Origin of the sequence: Rhizobacter terrae, from assembly GCF_003852895.1 — a bacterium.
Lineage (GTDB): Bacteria > Pseudomonadota > Gammaproteobacteria > Burkholderiales > Burkholderiaceae_C > Albitalea > Albitalea terrae.
The window spans coordinates 309,552-325,271 of the sequence record NZ_QUSW01000002.1 but is presented as its reverse complement, the minus strand read 5'-3'; the positions used below and the strand labels follow the sequence as shown (position 1 = coordinate 325,271).

At 67.7% G+C, this 15,720-nt stretch carries 12 protein-coding genes; 10 read left to right on the top strand and 2 right to left on the bottom strand.

Going from position 1 to position 15,720, the window contains the following annotated elements:
- Positions 1–205: 205 nt before the first annotated feature.
- Entirely contained in the window at positions 206–1,054 is an 849-nt protein-coding gene (locus DZC73_RS08480; RefSeq protein ID WP_124539799.1) for an AraC family transcriptional regulator, read from the top strand.
- 15 nt (positions 1,055–1,069) lie between these two features.
- Here DZC73_RS08480 and DZC73_RS08475 read toward each other — a convergent pair whose 3' ends face one another.
- Positions 1,070–2,881, bottom strand: a complete 1,812-nt coding sequence (locus tag DZC73_RS08475) for a response regulator (protein ID WP_161974502.1) — start codon at positions 2,879–2,881, stop codon at positions 1,070–1,072.
- A gap of 151 nt (positions 2,882–3,032) precedes the next feature.
- Between DZC73_RS08475 and DZC73_RS08470 the strand changes: the two genes are divergently transcribed.
- Positions 3,033–6,281 carry a sensor histidine kinase gene (locus DZC73_RS08470; protein WP_124539797.1) on the top strand — a complete coding sequence of 1,083 codons (3,249 nt, stop codon included), beginning with the start codon at positions 3,033–3,035 and terminating at the stop codon, positions 6,279–6,281.
- A gap of 16 nt (positions 6,282–6,297) precedes the next feature.
- Here DZC73_RS08470 and DZC73_RS08465 read toward each other — a convergent pair whose 3' ends face one another.
- The gene (locus DZC73_RS08465) at positions 6,298–7,020 is read right to left on the bottom strand and encodes a FadR/GntR family transcriptional regulator (protein WP_124539796.1); all 723 of its coding nucleotides are present in this window, start codon (positions 7,018–7,020) and stop codon (positions 6,298–6,300) included.
- Positions 7,021–7,208: 188 nt separating this feature from the next.
- Between DZC73_RS08465 and DZC73_RS08460 the strand changes: the two genes are divergently transcribed.
- The 8 genes from DZC73_RS08460 (at position 7,209) to DZC73_RS08425 (ending at position 15,718) form a co-directional block, all read left to right on the top strand.
- Positions 7,209–8,780 (top strand): sugar ABC transporter ATP-binding protein, encoded by a 1,572-nt coding sequence (locus DZC73_RS08460; RefSeq protein ID WP_124539795.1) that lies wholly within the window; start codon positions 7,209–7,211, stop codon positions 8,778–8,780.
- Entirely contained in the window at positions 8,777–9,760 is a 984-nt protein-coding gene (locus tag DZC73_RS08455; protein ID WP_124539794.1) for an ABC transporter permease, read from the top strand. The genes DZC73_RS08460 and DZC73_RS08455 overlap by 4 nt, the downstream gene beginning before the upstream one ends.
- Before the next feature lie 61 nt (positions 9,761–9,821).
- Complete coding sequence (locus DZC73_RS08450; RefSeq protein WP_124539793.1) at positions 9,822–10,775, top strand: ABC transporter substrate-binding protein; 954 nt, start codon at positions 9,822–9,824, stop codon at positions 10,773–10,775.
- Positions 10,776–10,792: 17 nt separating this feature from the next.
- Positions 10,793–11,653, top strand: coding sequence for an amidohydrolase family protein (locus DZC73_RS08445; protein WP_198414807.1), 861 nt, complete (start codon positions 10,793–10,795; stop codon positions 11,651–11,653).
- A gap of 40 nt (positions 11,654–11,693) precedes the next feature.
- A complete protein-coding gene (locus DZC73_RS08440; protein ID WP_124539792.1) occupies positions 11,694–12,704 on the top strand; it encodes a zinc-binding alcohol dehydrogenase family protein in 1,011 nt (336 codons plus the stop codon).
- Positions 12,705–12,712: 8 nt separating this feature from the next.
- Positions 12,713–13,846 (top strand): mannitol dehydrogenase family protein, encoded by a 1,134-nt coding sequence (locus DZC73_RS08435; protein WP_124539791.1) that lies wholly within the window; start codon positions 12,713–12,715, stop codon positions 13,844–13,846.
- Positions 13,847–13,860: 14 nt separating this feature from the next.
- The gene (locus DZC73_RS08430; protein WP_124539790.1) at positions 13,861–14,190 is read left to right on the top strand and encodes an L-rhamnose mutarotase; all 330 of its coding nucleotides are present in this window, start codon (positions 13,861–13,863) and stop codon (positions 14,188–14,190) included.
- Positions 14,180–15,718, top strand: a complete 1,539-nt coding sequence (locus DZC73_RS08425) for a UxaA family hydrolase (RefSeq protein ID WP_124539789.1) — start codon at positions 14,180–14,182, stop codon at positions 15,716–15,718. The genes DZC73_RS08430 and DZC73_RS08425 overlap by 11 nt, the downstream gene beginning before the upstream one ends.
- The last annotated feature ends 2 nt before the right edge of the window (positions 15,719–15,720 follow it).

Sequence of the window (15,720 nt, the reverse complement as noted above, 5' to 3'; positions counted from 1 at the left end):
TCTCCTGTGTGTTGCGTGTCCAGTCGCCGTGCCGTGTGTCTGCACGGCCGGCACGGAGCAATCTAGGTGGGGACGGGCGGGCTCGTCTTGTCGCGATCGACAGGATTTGTCGAATCCGGACGTGCGATGTTCCTGCGCAGGAAGGACTTCCACCGATGCGGCCGGCTCGCCGGCGTGACTACGATGGGGCAGCTTCGACGCCGCCATGCCCATCGCTCCGCTTCCCGGCCCCCTGGGGCTGTACTCCGTCTCGGTCATGCCGAGCTTCCTGCTCGACAGCACGCGGGTGGGCTGGCAGGGCGCCTTCTTCACCGACATCCTCGGGGCGCCGGAAGGCGTCGTCGACCACGGGCATGAGCGTTACTGCGTCGTGCGCGGCATGCACCGCCAGGGACGCCGCACGCTCGGGCGGCGCACCTGGCAGGAGATGCCGGCCGGGTTCTCCGTCTGGCGCTGCGGCGATGAGCAGCGCTACCACTGGCGTGGCGGCGGCCGGGCGCAGTTTCTCTTCATCGCGCCCCAGCAAGTCGCGCAGGTGACCGGCCACGATCGTTCCCTGGCCGGCATGGGCCACGATGCGCCCGTGCGAGCGCCCATGCTGGAGCTGATCTTCGACGCGCTGCAGGCCGACGTGGCGCAAGGCAGCCCCGCCGGAGCGCTGGTGGGCGATTCGCTGATCGCTGCGCTGGTTGCACATCTGTGCGGGCCGGTGGCGCCCAAGGTCAACGGCCTGTCCGCGCAGGCGCGCGACCGTGCGATCGACTGCATCGAGGCCCGCTTTGCCGGCCCTCTGTCGCTGCAGGAGCTTGCCGATGCGGCCGGCCTGGGCATCCGCCATTTCTCCCGTGCCTTTCGCGAAGCGACCGGACGATCACCCCACCAGTACCTGCTGCACCGGCGCGTCGAACAGGCGAAGGTGTTGATCCGCCAAGGACTGCCACTGGCTGAGGTGGCGCTGCAATGCGGGTTTTGCGACCAGAGCCAGCTGACCCGCACCTTCATGCGGCAGGTCGGTACGACCCCGGGCAGCTTTCGATCCCGCTTCGCGCGCTGAGCCCAGCGCAGCGGCTCAATCAGCGACCGGGTTCAGTTCGATCCATTGCAGGCCCAGCTGCTCTCCAATGTGTGCCTGCAGCGTGTCCAGCGAGACGGGCTTGACCAGGACGACGTTGACACCCGCCTGCAGGCAGGCTGCCCGGTGCTCGGTGGTGGCGGCGGCCGAGATCGCGATCACGGGCACCCCGGCCAGATCGGCATCGCGCCGCAACCTGCGCGTGGCCTCCAAGCCGTCGACCGGCTGCATCACGCTGTCCATCAGGATCAGGTCCGGCCGGAAGGAACGGGTGGTCTGGAGCATCTGGCCGCCGTCGCTCGCCTCGGCCACTTCGAACCCGGCGTTGGTGAGGAAGTCGCACATCAGCGCGCGGTTTGACGCAATGTCGTCGACCACCAGCACCCGTCGCTGCGGTCCTTGGTAGCGCACCGCACCGGGCACCTTGCGCGGGCCGGACTTCGCGGGCGGTGCCACCGTCATCGGCAGCTCGACCTGGAAACGGGTGCCGCGGCCGAACTCGCTGCTGACCTGCACCTGCCCGCCCATGTCCTTCACCAGCGCACGGGTGATGGTCAGGCCCAGCCCGGTGCCGCCGCTGCGGCGCTGGGCATCGCCCACCTGCTCGAAGGGCTCGAAGATGCGCTCCAGTTCGTGGGCGTGCATTCCCACGCCCGTGTCCTCCACGTCCAGCTGCAACAGCACCTGCGCCGCACCCGTGGGCCTGGCACCGGCGTGCAATGTGACCGTGCCCTGGTCGGTGAACTTGATCGCGTTGCCCAACAGGTTCAGCAGCACCTGTCGCAGTTGGCGCTTGTCGGCCAGCACCGCCTCCGGCAGGCCCTCACCGGCATCGAACACGAAAGCCAAGTGCTTCTCGTCGGCCTTCACCTGCATCAGGTTCACCACCTCCTGCAGGAAGTCGGACAGGGTCACCGGCTCCAGATTCAGCTCCGTGCGGCCGGCCTCGATGCGGGCCAGGTCGAGGATGTCGTTGATCAGGCCCAGCAGGTGCTTTCCGCTTTGCTGGATCACGTCCAGGCCGCGCGCTTGCCGCGGGCTCAGGCCCTGGTCCCGGCTCAACAATTGCGCGTAGCCGAGGACGCCATTCAACGGCGTGCGCAATTCGTGGCTCATGCTGACGAGGAACTCGCTCTTGGCGCGGTTGGCTGCCTCGGCGGCATGCCGGGCATCACGCTCGGTCTGGACCATTCCGCGATGAAGTTGCGCCGTCTCGGTCTGCGCATGGTCCTGCGCGTCCAGCTTCGACAGGATGCCGTGGACCTGGCCTTCGACCGTCTCTTCGCTGAGTCCCAGTGCCCGGGCGATGGCCGGGCAGGCGTTGCCCTGCGCAATGAATCGCAAGAGGCTGATCTCTCCCGGCGAGAGGGCGTCGTGCGTGATCTGCCCGGCCAGCTCCAGTGAACCTTCAGAGGGAAGCACCCTGCGGCCCGACCGCACGGCGCGTATGGCGGCGAGCAACTCCTTGTGCAAGGCGTTCTTCAGAAGGTAGCCGCAGGCGCCGGCCTGCAATGCGCGCTGCGCCTGGGCGTCGTCGGCGTAGGTGGTGAGCACGATGATCTGCGCGTCGGGGAACTCGGCCCGAATGGTGCCGATGGCGTCCAGACCGCCCATCCCGGGCATCTGAAGGTCCATGAGCGTGACGTCGGGCCGGTGACTGCGGAACTGCTGGATCGCTTCGCGCCCGTCCGCCGCGTCTGCCACGAGGGCCATGTCCGGCTCGACCGACAGCAGCGTTGCGATGCCTTGGCGCACGATCGGGTGATCATCGACGCAGAGAATCCGAATGCGGGTCAGGTCGTCGGTCATTCGCCAATCTCGCTGGGCAAAGTCTTCCTGGAGGGGACCATGAAAAGGCCGCTGCGGGGCTACTGTACTCCCGCGATCCGCTGATGTCGCGCGTCGAGCGCGAGCCATAGAATCAGGCCTTGATGCTGCGAGGCGGGAAGGCACGCGGTGTATGAAGAGATGGAGCCGTCACTTCGTTGCGCTGTACTTCGTTCTTGCCGCGCTCGCGACCTGCGGGTTCGCTCGGGCGCAGGACATCCATGTCGTCGAGGTTGCGCTCGTCGTGGGCGCACCGGTCCAGTTTCACCGGCTGCCGCCGCCACCTGCCACGCTGGGGGTGCAACGAATGGTGCAGGACCGGTACGGCTTCCTCTGGCTGAGCGCCGAGGACGGGCTGCAGCGCTACGACGGCTACGACTTCATGAAGGTTCCGGATCGCCGCAGCGCGGACGGCGTGGGCTATGTCATCGCCCACTCGATGGCGACCGACCGCGCGGGGCGGTTGTGGATCGGCGCCGACGACTCGCTCAACCGGTACGACCCCGCGGCCGGCAGCTTCATGCAGTACCGGTCGTCCAACGAGGCCTGCGGCACCGTCAGGATCGCCCACGACATCGTCGAGGACCAGGAGGGGGTGATCTGGCTGGCGACAGACGATGGCGTGACGGCCCTGGACCCGGCCACGTCAAAGACGACGTGTCATCGGCCGCGCTATACGCCTGGGGTCGGCGAAACGCGCGTCATCGCGACGCTGCCCCTGGGCGACGGCACGCTGTGGGTCACCAGCAGCGATGGGCTCTTCACGCTGGATCGGCGCTCGGGCAAGGTCACCCGCCACATCCGGCTCGAGATGTATTCCGGGCAGAAGTTCGTCTGCACCGGCTTTCCCTCCAAGCCCTTTCAAGACAGCAGAGGGACGCTGTGGATCGGCCTGTCCTCCGGCGGCGACCTGGCCTCGGTCGATGTCGCCAGCGGCAAGGTCACGGTCTATGCGTTCAAGGATGGCGGACTGGCACCGAACGCGTCCTCGGGCGTCGTGTCGATCCAGGAAGATCACGACGGGGCGCTCTGGCTGGGCACCAACAAGCTCGGCCTCGTGAAGCTGACGCCGGACCGCAGGCAGGCGATCTGGTACCAGAGCAACCCCGACGATCCGGATGGCTTGCGCGACGACCTCGTCGTCGCTCTGTTCAGGGACCGCGACGGAAGTTTCTGGTCAACGACCAAGTCGGGTGCCGTCTACCGCTTCGACTCCGAGCGTCCGCGTTTCCGGTCGTACCGCCACCAGCAGGCGGTGCCGCACAGCCTCGGCAAAGGCGCGGTGACGGCGGCGTACGCGGAGGATCCCGACACGCTGTGGATCGGCACGGATCGAGGCTTGAACCGTGTGGACCGCAAGACGGACGAGGTCACGCAGGTCGACCTGCCCGTCTTCGCGCGAGGTGTCAGGGCGATCGCGAAGGACCTCTCCGGCAATCTGTGGTTCGGCACGTATGGCAACGGCCTCGCTCGCCTCGATCCCCGGTCGGGGCGGTACACGACCTACACCCACGATGCATCTGATCCACGTTCGCTGAGCCACGACCGGGTGACCGCGTTGCGGGTCGATCGAGCCGGCAACGTATGGGTCGGTACGGATTTCGGCCTGAGCCGCTGGGAGCCGCAGACGCAACAGTTCTCGACCTTCAGTCCGCAACCGAAGGGCCTGGTCCAGTACCGCTGGATCTCGGAGGATGCGAGCGGTGCGCTGTGGCTGGCGACATCATCACGCGGCGTGCACCGTTTCGATCCGCGCACCGGCGGTTTCACGGTCTTCGATGCGCAGCTTCGCGCCGCGCGTCCGCCCGGCCACAACCGTGTCAATGCGGTTCACGTCGACCGTGCGGGGACGGTCTGGGCCGCGACGTTCCGCGGCCTGGGCAGGCTCGATCCCCGCGACGGGACCTTCAAGTCGTACGACTCGCGCGCCGGCCTTCCAGCGGACTCGGTCCTCAGCATTCTGGAGGAAGACGACGGGCGCTTGTGGCTGAGTACGCCGAACGGGCTGTCGCGTTTCGATCCGCGCGCCGGGACCTTCACGAACTACCAGGCGTCGGATGGCCTGTTGATCGATCGCTTCGCCGCACCGGCGGTGGCCGCCCAAAGCTCGACCGGGGAGTTGTTCTTCGGCTCGCAGAAGGGGCTGGTGGCGTTTTTCCCCCGGCAGGTCGTCGAACGCAAGCGCGAGGTGCCGGTGTACCTGACCGACTTGCGCTTGTTCGGCGAGCCGGTACTACCTGGAAGCGCGCCGCTGAAGCAGCCCATCTGGTCCACGGCGTCGCTGGAGCTGGAATTCGACAGCATCGTGTCGTTCGACTTCGCCGCCTTGAACTACGTCGATCCGCAGCGCACGCGCTACCGGTACCGGCTCGACGGCTTCGAAGCGAAATGGAACGAGACCGACAGCGCCCGGCGCAGCGCGACCTACACCATGCTGCCGGCGGGGCAGTACACGCTTCGGGTCCAGGCTCGCGGCGCCCGCGGAGACTGGAGCGAGAGCACGCTGCGGATCCGCGTTCCGCCACCTTGGTATGCGACCTGGTATTTCCGGACCCTGGTGGCCGCATGGCTGCTCCTGGCGCTGTGGCTCGCATACCGCCTGCGCGTGCGCCAGTTGCACCGCCGATTCGAGATCGCCCTGTATGCGCGGCTCGGCGAGCGCGGACGCATTGCGCGCGAGCTGCACGACACCTTGCTGCAGACGTACCAGGCGTCGCTGCTGTGGTTCCGTTCGGCCATGAACGTGCTGCCGGAGCGGCCACTCGAGGCGAAGCAGCGGATCGAGCTCGGCCTTGAGCATGCAGAGTCGGCGATCGCCGAGGGGCGCGATGCCGTGCAGGGCCTGCGTGCCTCGACCGTCGAGGTCAACGACCTGGCCGAGGCGATCGCTGCGGTCGGCGCCGAATTGACCAAGGCCCACGCGGCAGGCGTCGCGCCCGTCGTCCACGTCGCGGTCGATGGCCCGTCGCGCAGCTTGTACCCGCTGGTGCGTGAAGAGGCATGGCGCATTGCCGGCGAAGCGCTTCGCAACAGCTTCCGCCACGCCGATGCACGGCAGATCACCGTCACGCTGTACTACGGCGCGCGGCAATTCCGGGTGACGGTCGTCGATGATGGCAAAGGCATCGAAGCGGCGACGGCCGCGGGTCATCAGCCGGCCAGCCACTTCGGGTTGCCGGGCATGCGAGAGCGCGCCGCCATCGTCGGTGGGCAGCTGGACGTCCGCAGCGCGATCGGGCGCGGGACCGAAGTGGAGCTGTGCGTGCCCGGCCGCAATGCCTACGACGGGGCTGCACCGACTCGACAACGGCACTGGTGGGATGCATTCCGACGCGAGCCGGCACGAGCGGAGAACCCCGATGGGCGAGGTTCCGGCCACTGAGGCCGATCACTGCGTGTCAGCCGTGCCCGTCTTCGCCTCCTGCGGAGGACTCGTCGATCCAGCGTGCGCGCGACGCCTTCAGGTGCGACAGCATCGCTGCCGTGGCCTCCTGAGGGTCGCGTGACTCCAGGGCCTGGCAGATCCGTTCGTGTTCCTGCAAGGCCGATTCCCAGGTTCGCGCCGTCTCCGAGTGGCGCGACATGCGCGACGAGATGGCACCATGCCGGCCGTCGAAGAGGTCGCCGACCAGCCGAGCGAGGAGGGAGTTGCCGGTCAATTCCGCGATCGCCACGTGAAAGCGGCGGTCCGCATCCACAGGGGACTGGCCGCGCTGCACCTCCTGTCGCATGGCCTCCAGGCAGGACCTGACGCGTTCAACCCCCTGCCTCGTGGCCCGCGCTGCAGCCAGTGACACCACGGACCCTTCGAGCACCGCACGGGCCTGCATCAGTTCGATGGGGCTTTCTCCGAGCGCCTGCACGTCGTCGCTGGCCTGCTCTGGCGCGGCACACACGTAGACGCCCGAGCTCATCCGGATCTCCACGCGTCCCTCGATCTCCAGAGCGATCAAGGCTTCGCGCAGCGACGGCCTGGACACGCCCAGCTGCAAGGCCAGTTCGCGCTCGGGCGGCAGCCGCGATCCGGGCACAAAGCCGCTTTGCTCGATGACGGTCCGGATCTGGTCGGCGACCTGCTGGTAGGGCCGCCGGGAATCGCCGGACTTCGAAGTCGACGCCATGGATGTTGTCCGCCAAAGGTGAAAATGTGGTCAGTCCAATGAATGGGCCCGAGGATACCTCGGCCTGGATGCTGTGCGATTTTCGGTCTGACCAATTCATTGGAACAGGGTATTCGGGTTTGCATGGTAAGACCACAATGGGGATGCTTGGTATATTGGTCTTACCAATTCCAGCAAGCTTGCGACCGATGCTTTCAGCTTCACAACCCGACCCCGTGGCAGCGCCTTTGCTGCGGCTGGCGGGCATCCGCAAGACGTTTGCCGGGGTCACGGCCCTCGACCAGGTCGACTTCGACGTGCGAGGCGGGGAGGTGCATGCGGTGTGCGGCGAGAACGGCGCAGGCAAGTCGACGCTGATGAAGATCATGAGCGGCGTCTACCAGCCCGACGCCGGCACGATCGCCTTCGAAGGACACCGCCAAGTCTTTGCCTCACCACGTGTGGCCGAAGCGCATGGCGTGGTCATGATCCACCAGGAACTGAACCTGATCCCACACCTGTCGGTGGCTGAGAACATCTTCCTCGCCCGCGAGCCCAGGCGGGGCTGGTTCATCGACCGCAAGCGCCTGCACGCCGATGCCCAGCGCTGCCTGGCGCGCCTGGGCGTGGCGATCGACGGCCAGCTTCCCGTGCGCGGCCTGTCGGTCGCGCAGCAGCAGATGGTGGAGATCGCCAAGGCACTGTCGATGAATGCGAAGGTGGTCATCATGGATGAGCCCACCTCCTCGCTGACCGAGGCGGAGACGGGCCAGCTCTTCAAGGTCATCCACGAATTGAAGCGGGCCGGCGTGGGCATCGTCTACATCTCGCATCGGCTGGACGAGATGGCAGGCATCGTCGACCGGGTCACGGTGCTGCGCGATGGATTTCACATCCGCACGATGGACTTCGCGGAGACCTCGGTCGACGAGATCGTGTCGCTGATGGTGGGGCGCTCGATGGACGAGAAGTTTCCGCCGCGGCATCGCGTGCCGACCAGCGAGGTGCTGCTGGCGGTGCGCGACCTGCAGATCAAGGATGTGTTCGGCCCGGTGAGCTTCGACCTGCGGCGAGGCGAGGTGCTCGGCTTTGCCGGACTCATCGGCGCGGGCCGCACGGAGCTGGCGCGCGCGGTGTTCGGTGCCGACCCGGTCGACGGCGGCAGCGTGTCGCTGTACGGCCGCGAGCTCGCGATCCGCTCGCCCAGGGATGCCATCGCCCACGGCATTGCCTACCTGTCGGAAGACCGCAAGGCGCAGGGCCTGGCCATCGGCATGACGGTGGCGCAGAACATCACGCTGGCCAACATGGATGCGGTGTGCGGGCGCGGCGGTTTCATCCGCTTCGACAAGGAAGCAGCCACCGCCAGGCGGTTCATCGACACCCTGGGCATTCGTGCATTCGGCCCGCAGCAGATCGCCAGGTTCCTGTCCGGCGGCAACCAGCAGAAGGTCGTCATCGCGAAGTGGCTGTTCCGCGAGGCCCGCGTGATCTTCTTCGACGAGCCCACGCGCGGCATCGACGTGGGGGCCAAGTACGCCATCTACCAATTGATGGACCAGCTCGCCGCGCAAGGCATCGGCGTGGTGCTGATCAGCTCCGAGCTGCCCGAGATCCTGGGACTCACGGACCGTGTGGCGGTCTTCCACGAGGGGCGCCTGATGCGTGTGCTGCAGACCGGCGAGACCAGCCAGGAAGAAATCATGCATTTCGCCTCCGGGCGCAACGGCGCGGGCGCTGCCGGCTCCGCTTCCCACGAACAGACTGCCGTCTCTCCATGACCGATCGCCAGAAAGACCTCTTCCAGAAATTCGCCGCGCTCGCGAGCCTGCTGGTGCTGACGGCCGTGTTCTCTGCTGTCAGCCCGGCGTTCTTCTCGCTCGGCAACGGCATGACGGTGGCGTTGCAGGTCACGTCCATTGCTTACCTCGGCATCGGCGCAACCTGCGTGATCATCACCGGCGGCATCGACCTGTCGGTGGGGGCGGTGCTGGCGCTGTCGGGCGTGGCGGCCGCCTTGCTGGTGAGGGCGGGCATGCCGGTGTGGGCCAGCATGTTCGCCGGCCTGCTGGTGGGCGCGCTGTGCGGGGCGATCAACGGCCTGTGCGTCACCTGGCTCAAGCTGCCGCCGTTCATCGCGACCTTGGGGATGATGCTGGTCGCTCGCGGCGTGGCGCTGCAGATCACCGACGCCAAGGCCATCGGCGGCCTGGGAGAAGGCTTTGCCGAGCTGGGCAACGGCTCGCTGTGGCGAGTCGCGAAAGTGGGCGACGATGGCTTTCCGGACGTGCTGTTCCCGGGCATCCCGTACCCCGTGCTGCTGATGGTCGTGCTGGCGATCGCTGTCGCGGTGCTGCTCAACCGCACGCGGCTGGGACGGCACCTGTACGCGGTGGGTTCCAACTCGGAGGCGGCGCGGTTGTCCGGCGTGGAAGTGAGCGGCGTCACCTTGTTCGCCTATGTGCTGTCGGGTGCGCTCGCCGGCCTCACCGGTTGCGTGCTGATGTCGCGCCTGGTCACCGCCCAGCCCAGCGAGGGGCTGATGTACGAACTCGATGCGATCGCCGCGGCCGTGATCGGCGGCACCTCGCTGTCGGGCGGCGTGGGCAGCATCTCCGGCACGCTCATCGGCGCCTTCGTCATCGGCATCCTGCGCAACGGCCTGAACATGGGTGGCGTGTCCGCCTTCGTTCAGCAAATCATCATCGGCCTGGTGATCCTCCTCACGGTGTGGATCGACCAGATGCGTCATCGGCGATGAACCTCCCCGGCGGGATGACCGGGACTGAGAGACAAGTGTCTTCACCAAGAGGATTCGAGACATGAAAAAGCTTCTGACCACGTGGTTCGCATCGACCCTGTTGCTGGCGGCAGCGTCCGTCAGCCCGGCCATGGCCGCCGACAAGGAGATCGCCGTCATCGTGAAGACCGCGAACTCCGACTTCTGGCAGAACGTCAAGAAGGGCGCCAACGATGGCGTGGGTGGGCTCAAGGGCTACACCGCAAGCTTCCAGGGCGCGGCGTCGGACACCGACCTGGCGGGCCAGGTCGCGCTGGTGGAGAACGCGGTCAACCGCAAGGTGGCGGCGATCGTGCTCGCACCCTCCGACCCCGATGCACTCATCCCCGCGATGAAGAAGGCCTGGGAAGCGAAGATCCCGGTGATCCTCATCGACTCAGCGGCCAGCAAGTCGGGCGAGAGCTACTACCAGTCCTTCCTCGCGACCGACAACGAGAAGGCCGGCGAGCTGTGCGCGCAGGCACTGATCGCCAAGGTGGGCACCACCGGCAAGATCGCGATCATGTCGTACACGGCGGGCTCGGGCTCCGAGATCGGCCGCGTGGGCGGCTTCCGAAAGTACATCGAGAAGCATTCCAAGCTGCAGGTCGTCGGCCCGTTCTACTCGAACTCGCAGATGGGCACGGCCTTGAACCAGACCACCGACGTGCTCGCCGCCAACGCCGACCTCAAGGGCATCTTCGGCGCCAATGAGCCTACCGCCATCGGCATGGGCCGCGCGCTGGTCCAGGCCGGCAAGGCGGGCAAGGTCGCGGCCATCGGCTTCGACGGCAACGGTGACCTCCAGGGCTTCGTCAAGGACGGCACCATCGAGGCGATCGCGGTGCAAAGCGCCTACCAGATGGGCAGCCTCGGCGTGAAGACCGCCGTTGAAGTGATCCAGGGCAAGAAGGTGCCGAAGTTCCGCGACACCGGCGTGGTCATGGTCACCAAGAAGAACATCGATTCGCCGGAGGCGAAGAACGTCCTCTACTGAGCCCTGGACCACGCCCGATGTCAACTTCGCTGCGCGTCGACGCCCACCAGCACTTCTGGTGCCTGGCCGACCGGCAGGGCCAATGGCCCCCGGCCGAGCTGGCGGCCATTCACCGCGACTTCCTGCCGGCCGACCTGGAGCCCTTGCGTCAGCACGCCGGCATCGACGGGACGGTGCTGGTGCAGTCGCTGCCCAGCGAGAACGACACCCGGTGGCTGCTGGACCTGGCCGACCAGCACCGCTTCGTCTGGGGCGTCGTGGGCTGGGTGGACCTGAAGGCGCCCGATGCGCCCGAACGCATCGCCGCCCTGGCCACGCGCTCGAAGCTCAAGGGGCTGCGGCCGATGCTGCAGGATCTGCGGGACGACGGCTGGATCGCCGATGCCGCCGTCGATGCCGGCGCCCGCGCGATGGCGCAGCACGGCCTGGTCTTCGATGCACTGGTGCTGACGCGCCACCTTGAAGCGCTTCATGGGTTTGCGGCTCGCCACCGCGAGCTGCGGATCGTGATCGACCACGGCGCCAAGCCGCCCATTGCGACGGGCGAGCTGGAGCCCTGGCGCAGCCGCATGGCTGCACTGGCGGCGCTGCCTCATGTGTCCTGCAAGGTCTCGGGCCTGCTCACCGAAGCCGGCCCGCGACGCAGTGCGCAGGCGCTGCGCCCCTATGTGCAGGCCTTGTGGGACTTGTTCGGGCCACGGCGCCTGCTGTGGGGCAGCGACTGGCCGGTGCTGCGCCTGGCGGGCGACTACCAAGCGTGGCTGGAAATGAGCCAGGCCCTGTTCGCCACCATCGATCCGGCGATGTCCGACGCCGACAGGGCGGATCTTTTCGGCGCCAATGCCATGCGCCTGTACGGGCTGCGCGCCGCGCTCTAGCGCCGGCCATCCGCGTCCTGTCTGACCACCACTGAAACCCATGCTGACCGTCATTTGTGAATCACCGAGAAACCTGCAGGCGCTGGAGCGCCCGCGGCCTGAGCGCGCGCCCGGGGAAGTGTTGTTGCGCGTGAAGCGGGTCGGCGTGTGCGGCACCGACTTGCACATCTTCACGGGCCACCAGCCTTACCTGGCCTACCCGCGCGTCATGGGACACGAGCTGTCGGGCGTGGTGGAAGAGGCCGATGCCGACAGCGGCTTCGTGCCGGGAGAGTCCGTCTATGTCATGCCCTACCTGTCGTGCGGCCGATGCGTCGCCTGCCGCCAGGGCAAGACCAACTGCTGCGTGAACATCCAGGTGCTGGGCGTGCACCGCGACGGCGCCTTCACCGAATACCTCTGCGTGCCGCAGCGCTTCGTCGGCAAGGCTGACGGCATCTCGCTGGACCAGGCCGCGATGCTCGAGTTCCTCGCCATCGGCGCACACGCGGTTCGCCGCGGCGAGGTGGCCGTCGGGCAGCGGGTGCTGGTGGTGGGCGCGGGACCGATCGGCCTGGCGGCCATGATCTTCGCCAAGCTGCGCGGCGCGACGGTGATCGCCATCGATGGCCGTCAGCCGCGGCTGGACTTCGCACTCCGGCACGTGGGTGTGGCGGCGGCAGTCCCGCTGGGCGAGGGCGACGAGGCCGAGCTGGCGCGGCTCAGCGACGGCGAGTTCTTCGACGTGGTGTTCGACGCCACCGGCAACGCCCAGGCGATGGAGCGCGGCTTCCGCCTCGTCGCCCACGGCGGCCGCTACGTGCTGGTGTCCATCGTGCAGGGCGACATCCGCTTCTCCGACCCCGAATTCCACCGCCGCGAGACGACGCTGCTGAGCAGCCGCAACGCCACCACCGAGGACTTCGAGACGGTGATGCAGGCGATGAAGGCCGGCCTCGTGCCCGACGCTGCGCTGGCCACGCACCGCCTCGCGCTGTCGGAGGTGCCGGCTCGCTTCCAGCAGCTGCTGGATCCGGCCGAGGGCGTGATCAAGGCCATCGTCGAGTGCTGATCGAAGCAATGAAGATTGCTGGCCACCCCATCCTGCAATTCGGTACCAGCCGCTTCCTGCAGGCGCATGTCGATCTCTTCGTCAGCGAGGCTGCCGAGCACGGCGAGGCCCTGGGCGGCATCACGGTGGTCCAGACCACCGGCAACCCGGCCAGCACGAAGCGAACGCAGGCCTTGGCGCGGGCCGAGGGCTTCGAGGTGATCGTGCGGGGCCTGGCCCAAGGACAGCAAGTGGAGACGCGCCGCACATGCCGCTCGGTGCGGGAAGCCTTTCATGCCAGCAGCGATTGGCAGGCCGTGCGCAAACGCGTCCGCGGCCCGGTGCAGGTGATCGTGTCCAACACCGGCGACAGCGGTTGGATACTTTCGGCGGCTGATCATGCGGCGCTGCTGGACGATGCGGCAGCGGCCCCGCTGTCCTTTCCCGCCAAGCTGCTGGTGTTGCTGCGCGACCGCTGGCTCGCCCAACCCGGTGGCGGGCTGACGCTGCTGCCTTGCGAGCTGGTGTCGCGCAACGGCGACCAGCTGCGCGAGATCGTGGTGCAGCTGGCGCGCGAGTGGCGCTGCGCGCCCGCCTTCATCGACTGGTTGGCAACGCAGGTCACCTGGGCGAACTCGCTGGTGGACCGCATCGTGTCGGAGGCGCTGGAGCCCGTCGGCGCGGTGGCGGAGCCCTACGCCTTGTGGGCCATCGAAGCCCAGCCGGGACTGACATTGCCTTGCCTGCATCCGGCCATCGTGGTGACCTCCGACCTCGGGCGTTTTGAACGGCTCAAGCTCTTCCTGCTCAACCTTGGCCACACCTTGCTGGCCGACTTGTGGATGAAGAGGGCACTCGCGGCGGACATGACGGTCGTCCAGGCGATGCACGAGCCTGCGCTGCGCGAGCCGCTCGAACAAGCCTGGCAGCAGGAGGTGATGCCGGTGTTCGACGCGATGGGCGAGGGCGAGGACGCCCGCCGCTACCTCGCCGGTTTGCGCGACCGGCTGCTCAATCCGTTCCTCGCGCATCGCCTGGCCGACATCGCGCAGAACCACGATCAGAAGAAGGCGCGCCGCATTCAACCGCTGGTCGACCTGGCGCACCTGCACGTGCCGGACCTGATTCAGCCGCGCCTTCGGGCCGCGATGCTGACGCACTGAACAAGGAGCATTCGATGCAACGCATGGGCATGGTGATCGGCATCGAGCCGGAGCACATCGCCGAATACAAGCGGCTGCACGCGGCCGTGTGGCCGGCCGTGCTGGCGCGGCTGGCCGAGTCGCACATCCGCAACTACAGCATCTTCCTGCGCGAGCCGGAGAACCTGCTGTTCGGCTATTGGGAGTACCACGGCAGCGACTACGAGGCGGACATGGCCGCGATCGCCGCCGACCCCGAAACCCGCCGCTGGTGGACCTTCTGCAGCCCGTGCCAGCGGCCCCTGCCGAGCCGAGCCGCGGGTGAGCATTGGGCGGCCATGGAGTGCGTGTTCCATGTCGACTGATCGCCTGCCCATGCACGCGCTGATCGTGCTCAACCCGAGCGACAACGTCGCGGTGGCCCGTGCCGCGCTCTCGCCAGGCGCTGAAGTCGTGCTGCCCGATGGCAGGACGCTTCGCACGCAGTCCGCCATCGACGCAGGGCACAAGATCGCATTGCGTCCGATCCCGCAGGGCGAGGTCGTTCTGAAGTACGGGCAAGTCATCGGCGTGGCCACTGCCGACATCCAAGCCGGCGAGCACGTGCATGTGCACAACCTGGGAATGGGGCAGTCCATGCCGCCGCGTGCCCCAGCCGGAGAAACCACCACGCACATCGCGGCCGACGAGCCTGCCACCTTCGACGGCTACCTGCGCTCCGACGGCCGTGCCGGGACGCGCAACTACATCGGCGTGATCTCCTCGGTGAACTGTTCGGCCACGGTCTGCAAGGCGATCGCGCAGGCCTTCAGCGGCCCCGCGCTTGCCACGCTGCCCGGTGTGGACGGCGTCGTGGCGATCACGCACGGCAGCGGCTGCGGAATGTGCGAAGGCGAGGGTCTCGAACTCCTGCGGCGGACGTTGCGTGGCTATGCGGCCCACCCGAACTTTGCCGCGGTGCTCGTGGTCGGACTGGGCTGCGAGGTGAACCAGGTCGACGGGCTGGTCCAGGGCTTGGATGCGGCGGCACGCGAGCACATCCGCACGCTGACGATCCAGGACGCCGGCGGCACGCGCGAGGCCATCGAGCGCGGGCAGGCGCTGGTTCGCGAGTTGGCTGCACCGGCGGCACAGGCGCGGCGCACGAGATTGCCGGTGTCCCATCTCGTGGTCGGCTTGCAATGCGGCGGCTCCGACGGCTACTCAGGCATCAGCGCGAACCCGGCCCTGGGCGCTGCGGTGGACCTCCTCGTGCGTGATGGCGGCACGGCCATCCTGTCGGAGACGCCGGAGATCCACGGCGCCGAGCACCTGTTGATCGCACGTGTCGCATCGCCCGAGGTGGCGCAGCGGTTGATGTCGCGGCTGCAATGGTGGGAGTCCTATGCCGCGCGCAACGGCGCCGAGATGAACAACAACCCCTCGCCGGGCAACAAGGCGGGCGGCATCACCACCATCCTCGAGAAATCGCTGGGCGCAGTGGCCAAGGGCGGCGGCAGCACGCTGGTGGACGTGGTCGAGTACGCGCAGCCCGTGCGCAGCCAGGGCCTGGTGTTCATGGACACGCCCGGCTACGACCCGGTGTCCGCCACCGGCCAGGTGGCCGGCGGTGCGAACCTCATCTGCTTCACCACCGGCCGCGGATCCACCTACGGCTGCAAGCCCGTGCCTTCGCTGAAGCTCGCCACCAACACCGCGATGTACAAGCGCATGAGCATGGACATGGACTTCAACGCCGGCGAGATCGTCGACGGCACGATGGACGTGGCCCAGGCGGGCGAGCGCATCTACCGGCTGATGCTGGCGGCGGCATCGGGCCAGCCCACGCTCAGCGAGCAGCATGGCCTGGGCGACAACGAGTTCGTGCCCTGGCAGCTGGGGGCGGTGATGTGAGC

Excerpts from the sequence above, each read along its gene's own strand:
- DZC73_RS08440 (WP_124539792.1), top strand. The coding sequence starts at position 11,694 with ATGCTGACCGTCATTTGTGAATCACCGAGAAACCTGCAGGCGCTGGAG.
- DZC73_RS08470 (WP_124539797.1), top strand. The coding sequence starts at position 3,033 with ATGAAGAGATGGAGCCGTCACTTCGTTGCGCTGTACTTCGTTCTTGCC.
- DZC73_RS08450 (WP_124539793.1), top strand. The coding sequence starts at position 9,822 with ATGAAAAAGCTTCTGACCACGTGGTTCGCATCGACCCTGTTGCTGGCG.
- DZC73_RS08455 (WP_124539794.1), top strand. The coding sequence starts at position 8,777 with ATGACCGATCGCCAGAAAGACCTCTTCCAGAAATTCGCCGCGCTCGCG.
- DZC73_RS08465 (WP_124539796.1), bottom strand. The coding sequence starts at position 7,020 with ATGGCGTCGACTTCGAAGTCCGGCGATTCCCGGCGGCCCTACCAGCAG.
- DZC73_RS08475 (WP_161974502.1), bottom strand. The coding sequence starts at position 2,881 with ATGACCGACGACCTGACCCGCATTCGGATTCTCTGCGTCGATGATCAC.
- DZC73_RS08430 (WP_124539790.1), top strand. The coding sequence starts at position 13,861 with ATGCAACGCATGGGCATGGTGATCGGCATCGAGCCGGAGCACATCGCC.
- DZC73_RS08480 (WP_124539799.1), top strand. The coding sequence starts at position 206 with ATGCCCATCGCTCCGCTTCCCGGCCCCCTGGGGCTGTACTCCGTCTCG.
- DZC73_RS08425 (WP_124539789.1), top strand. The coding sequence starts at position 14,180 with ATGTCGACTGATCGCCTGCCCATGCACGCGCTGATCGTGCTCAACCCG.
- DZC73_RS08460 (WP_124539795.1), top strand. The coding sequence starts at position 7,209 with ATGCTTTCAGCTTCACAACCCGACCCCGTGGCAGCGCCTTTGCTGCGG.
- DZC73_RS08445 (WP_198414807.1), top strand. The coding sequence starts at position 10,793 with ATGTCAACTTCGCTGCGCGTCGACGCCCACCAGCACTTCTGGTGCCTG.
- DZC73_RS08435 (WP_124539791.1), top strand. The coding sequence starts at position 12,713 with ATGAAGATTGCTGGCCACCCCATCCTGCAATTCGGTACCAGCCGCTTC.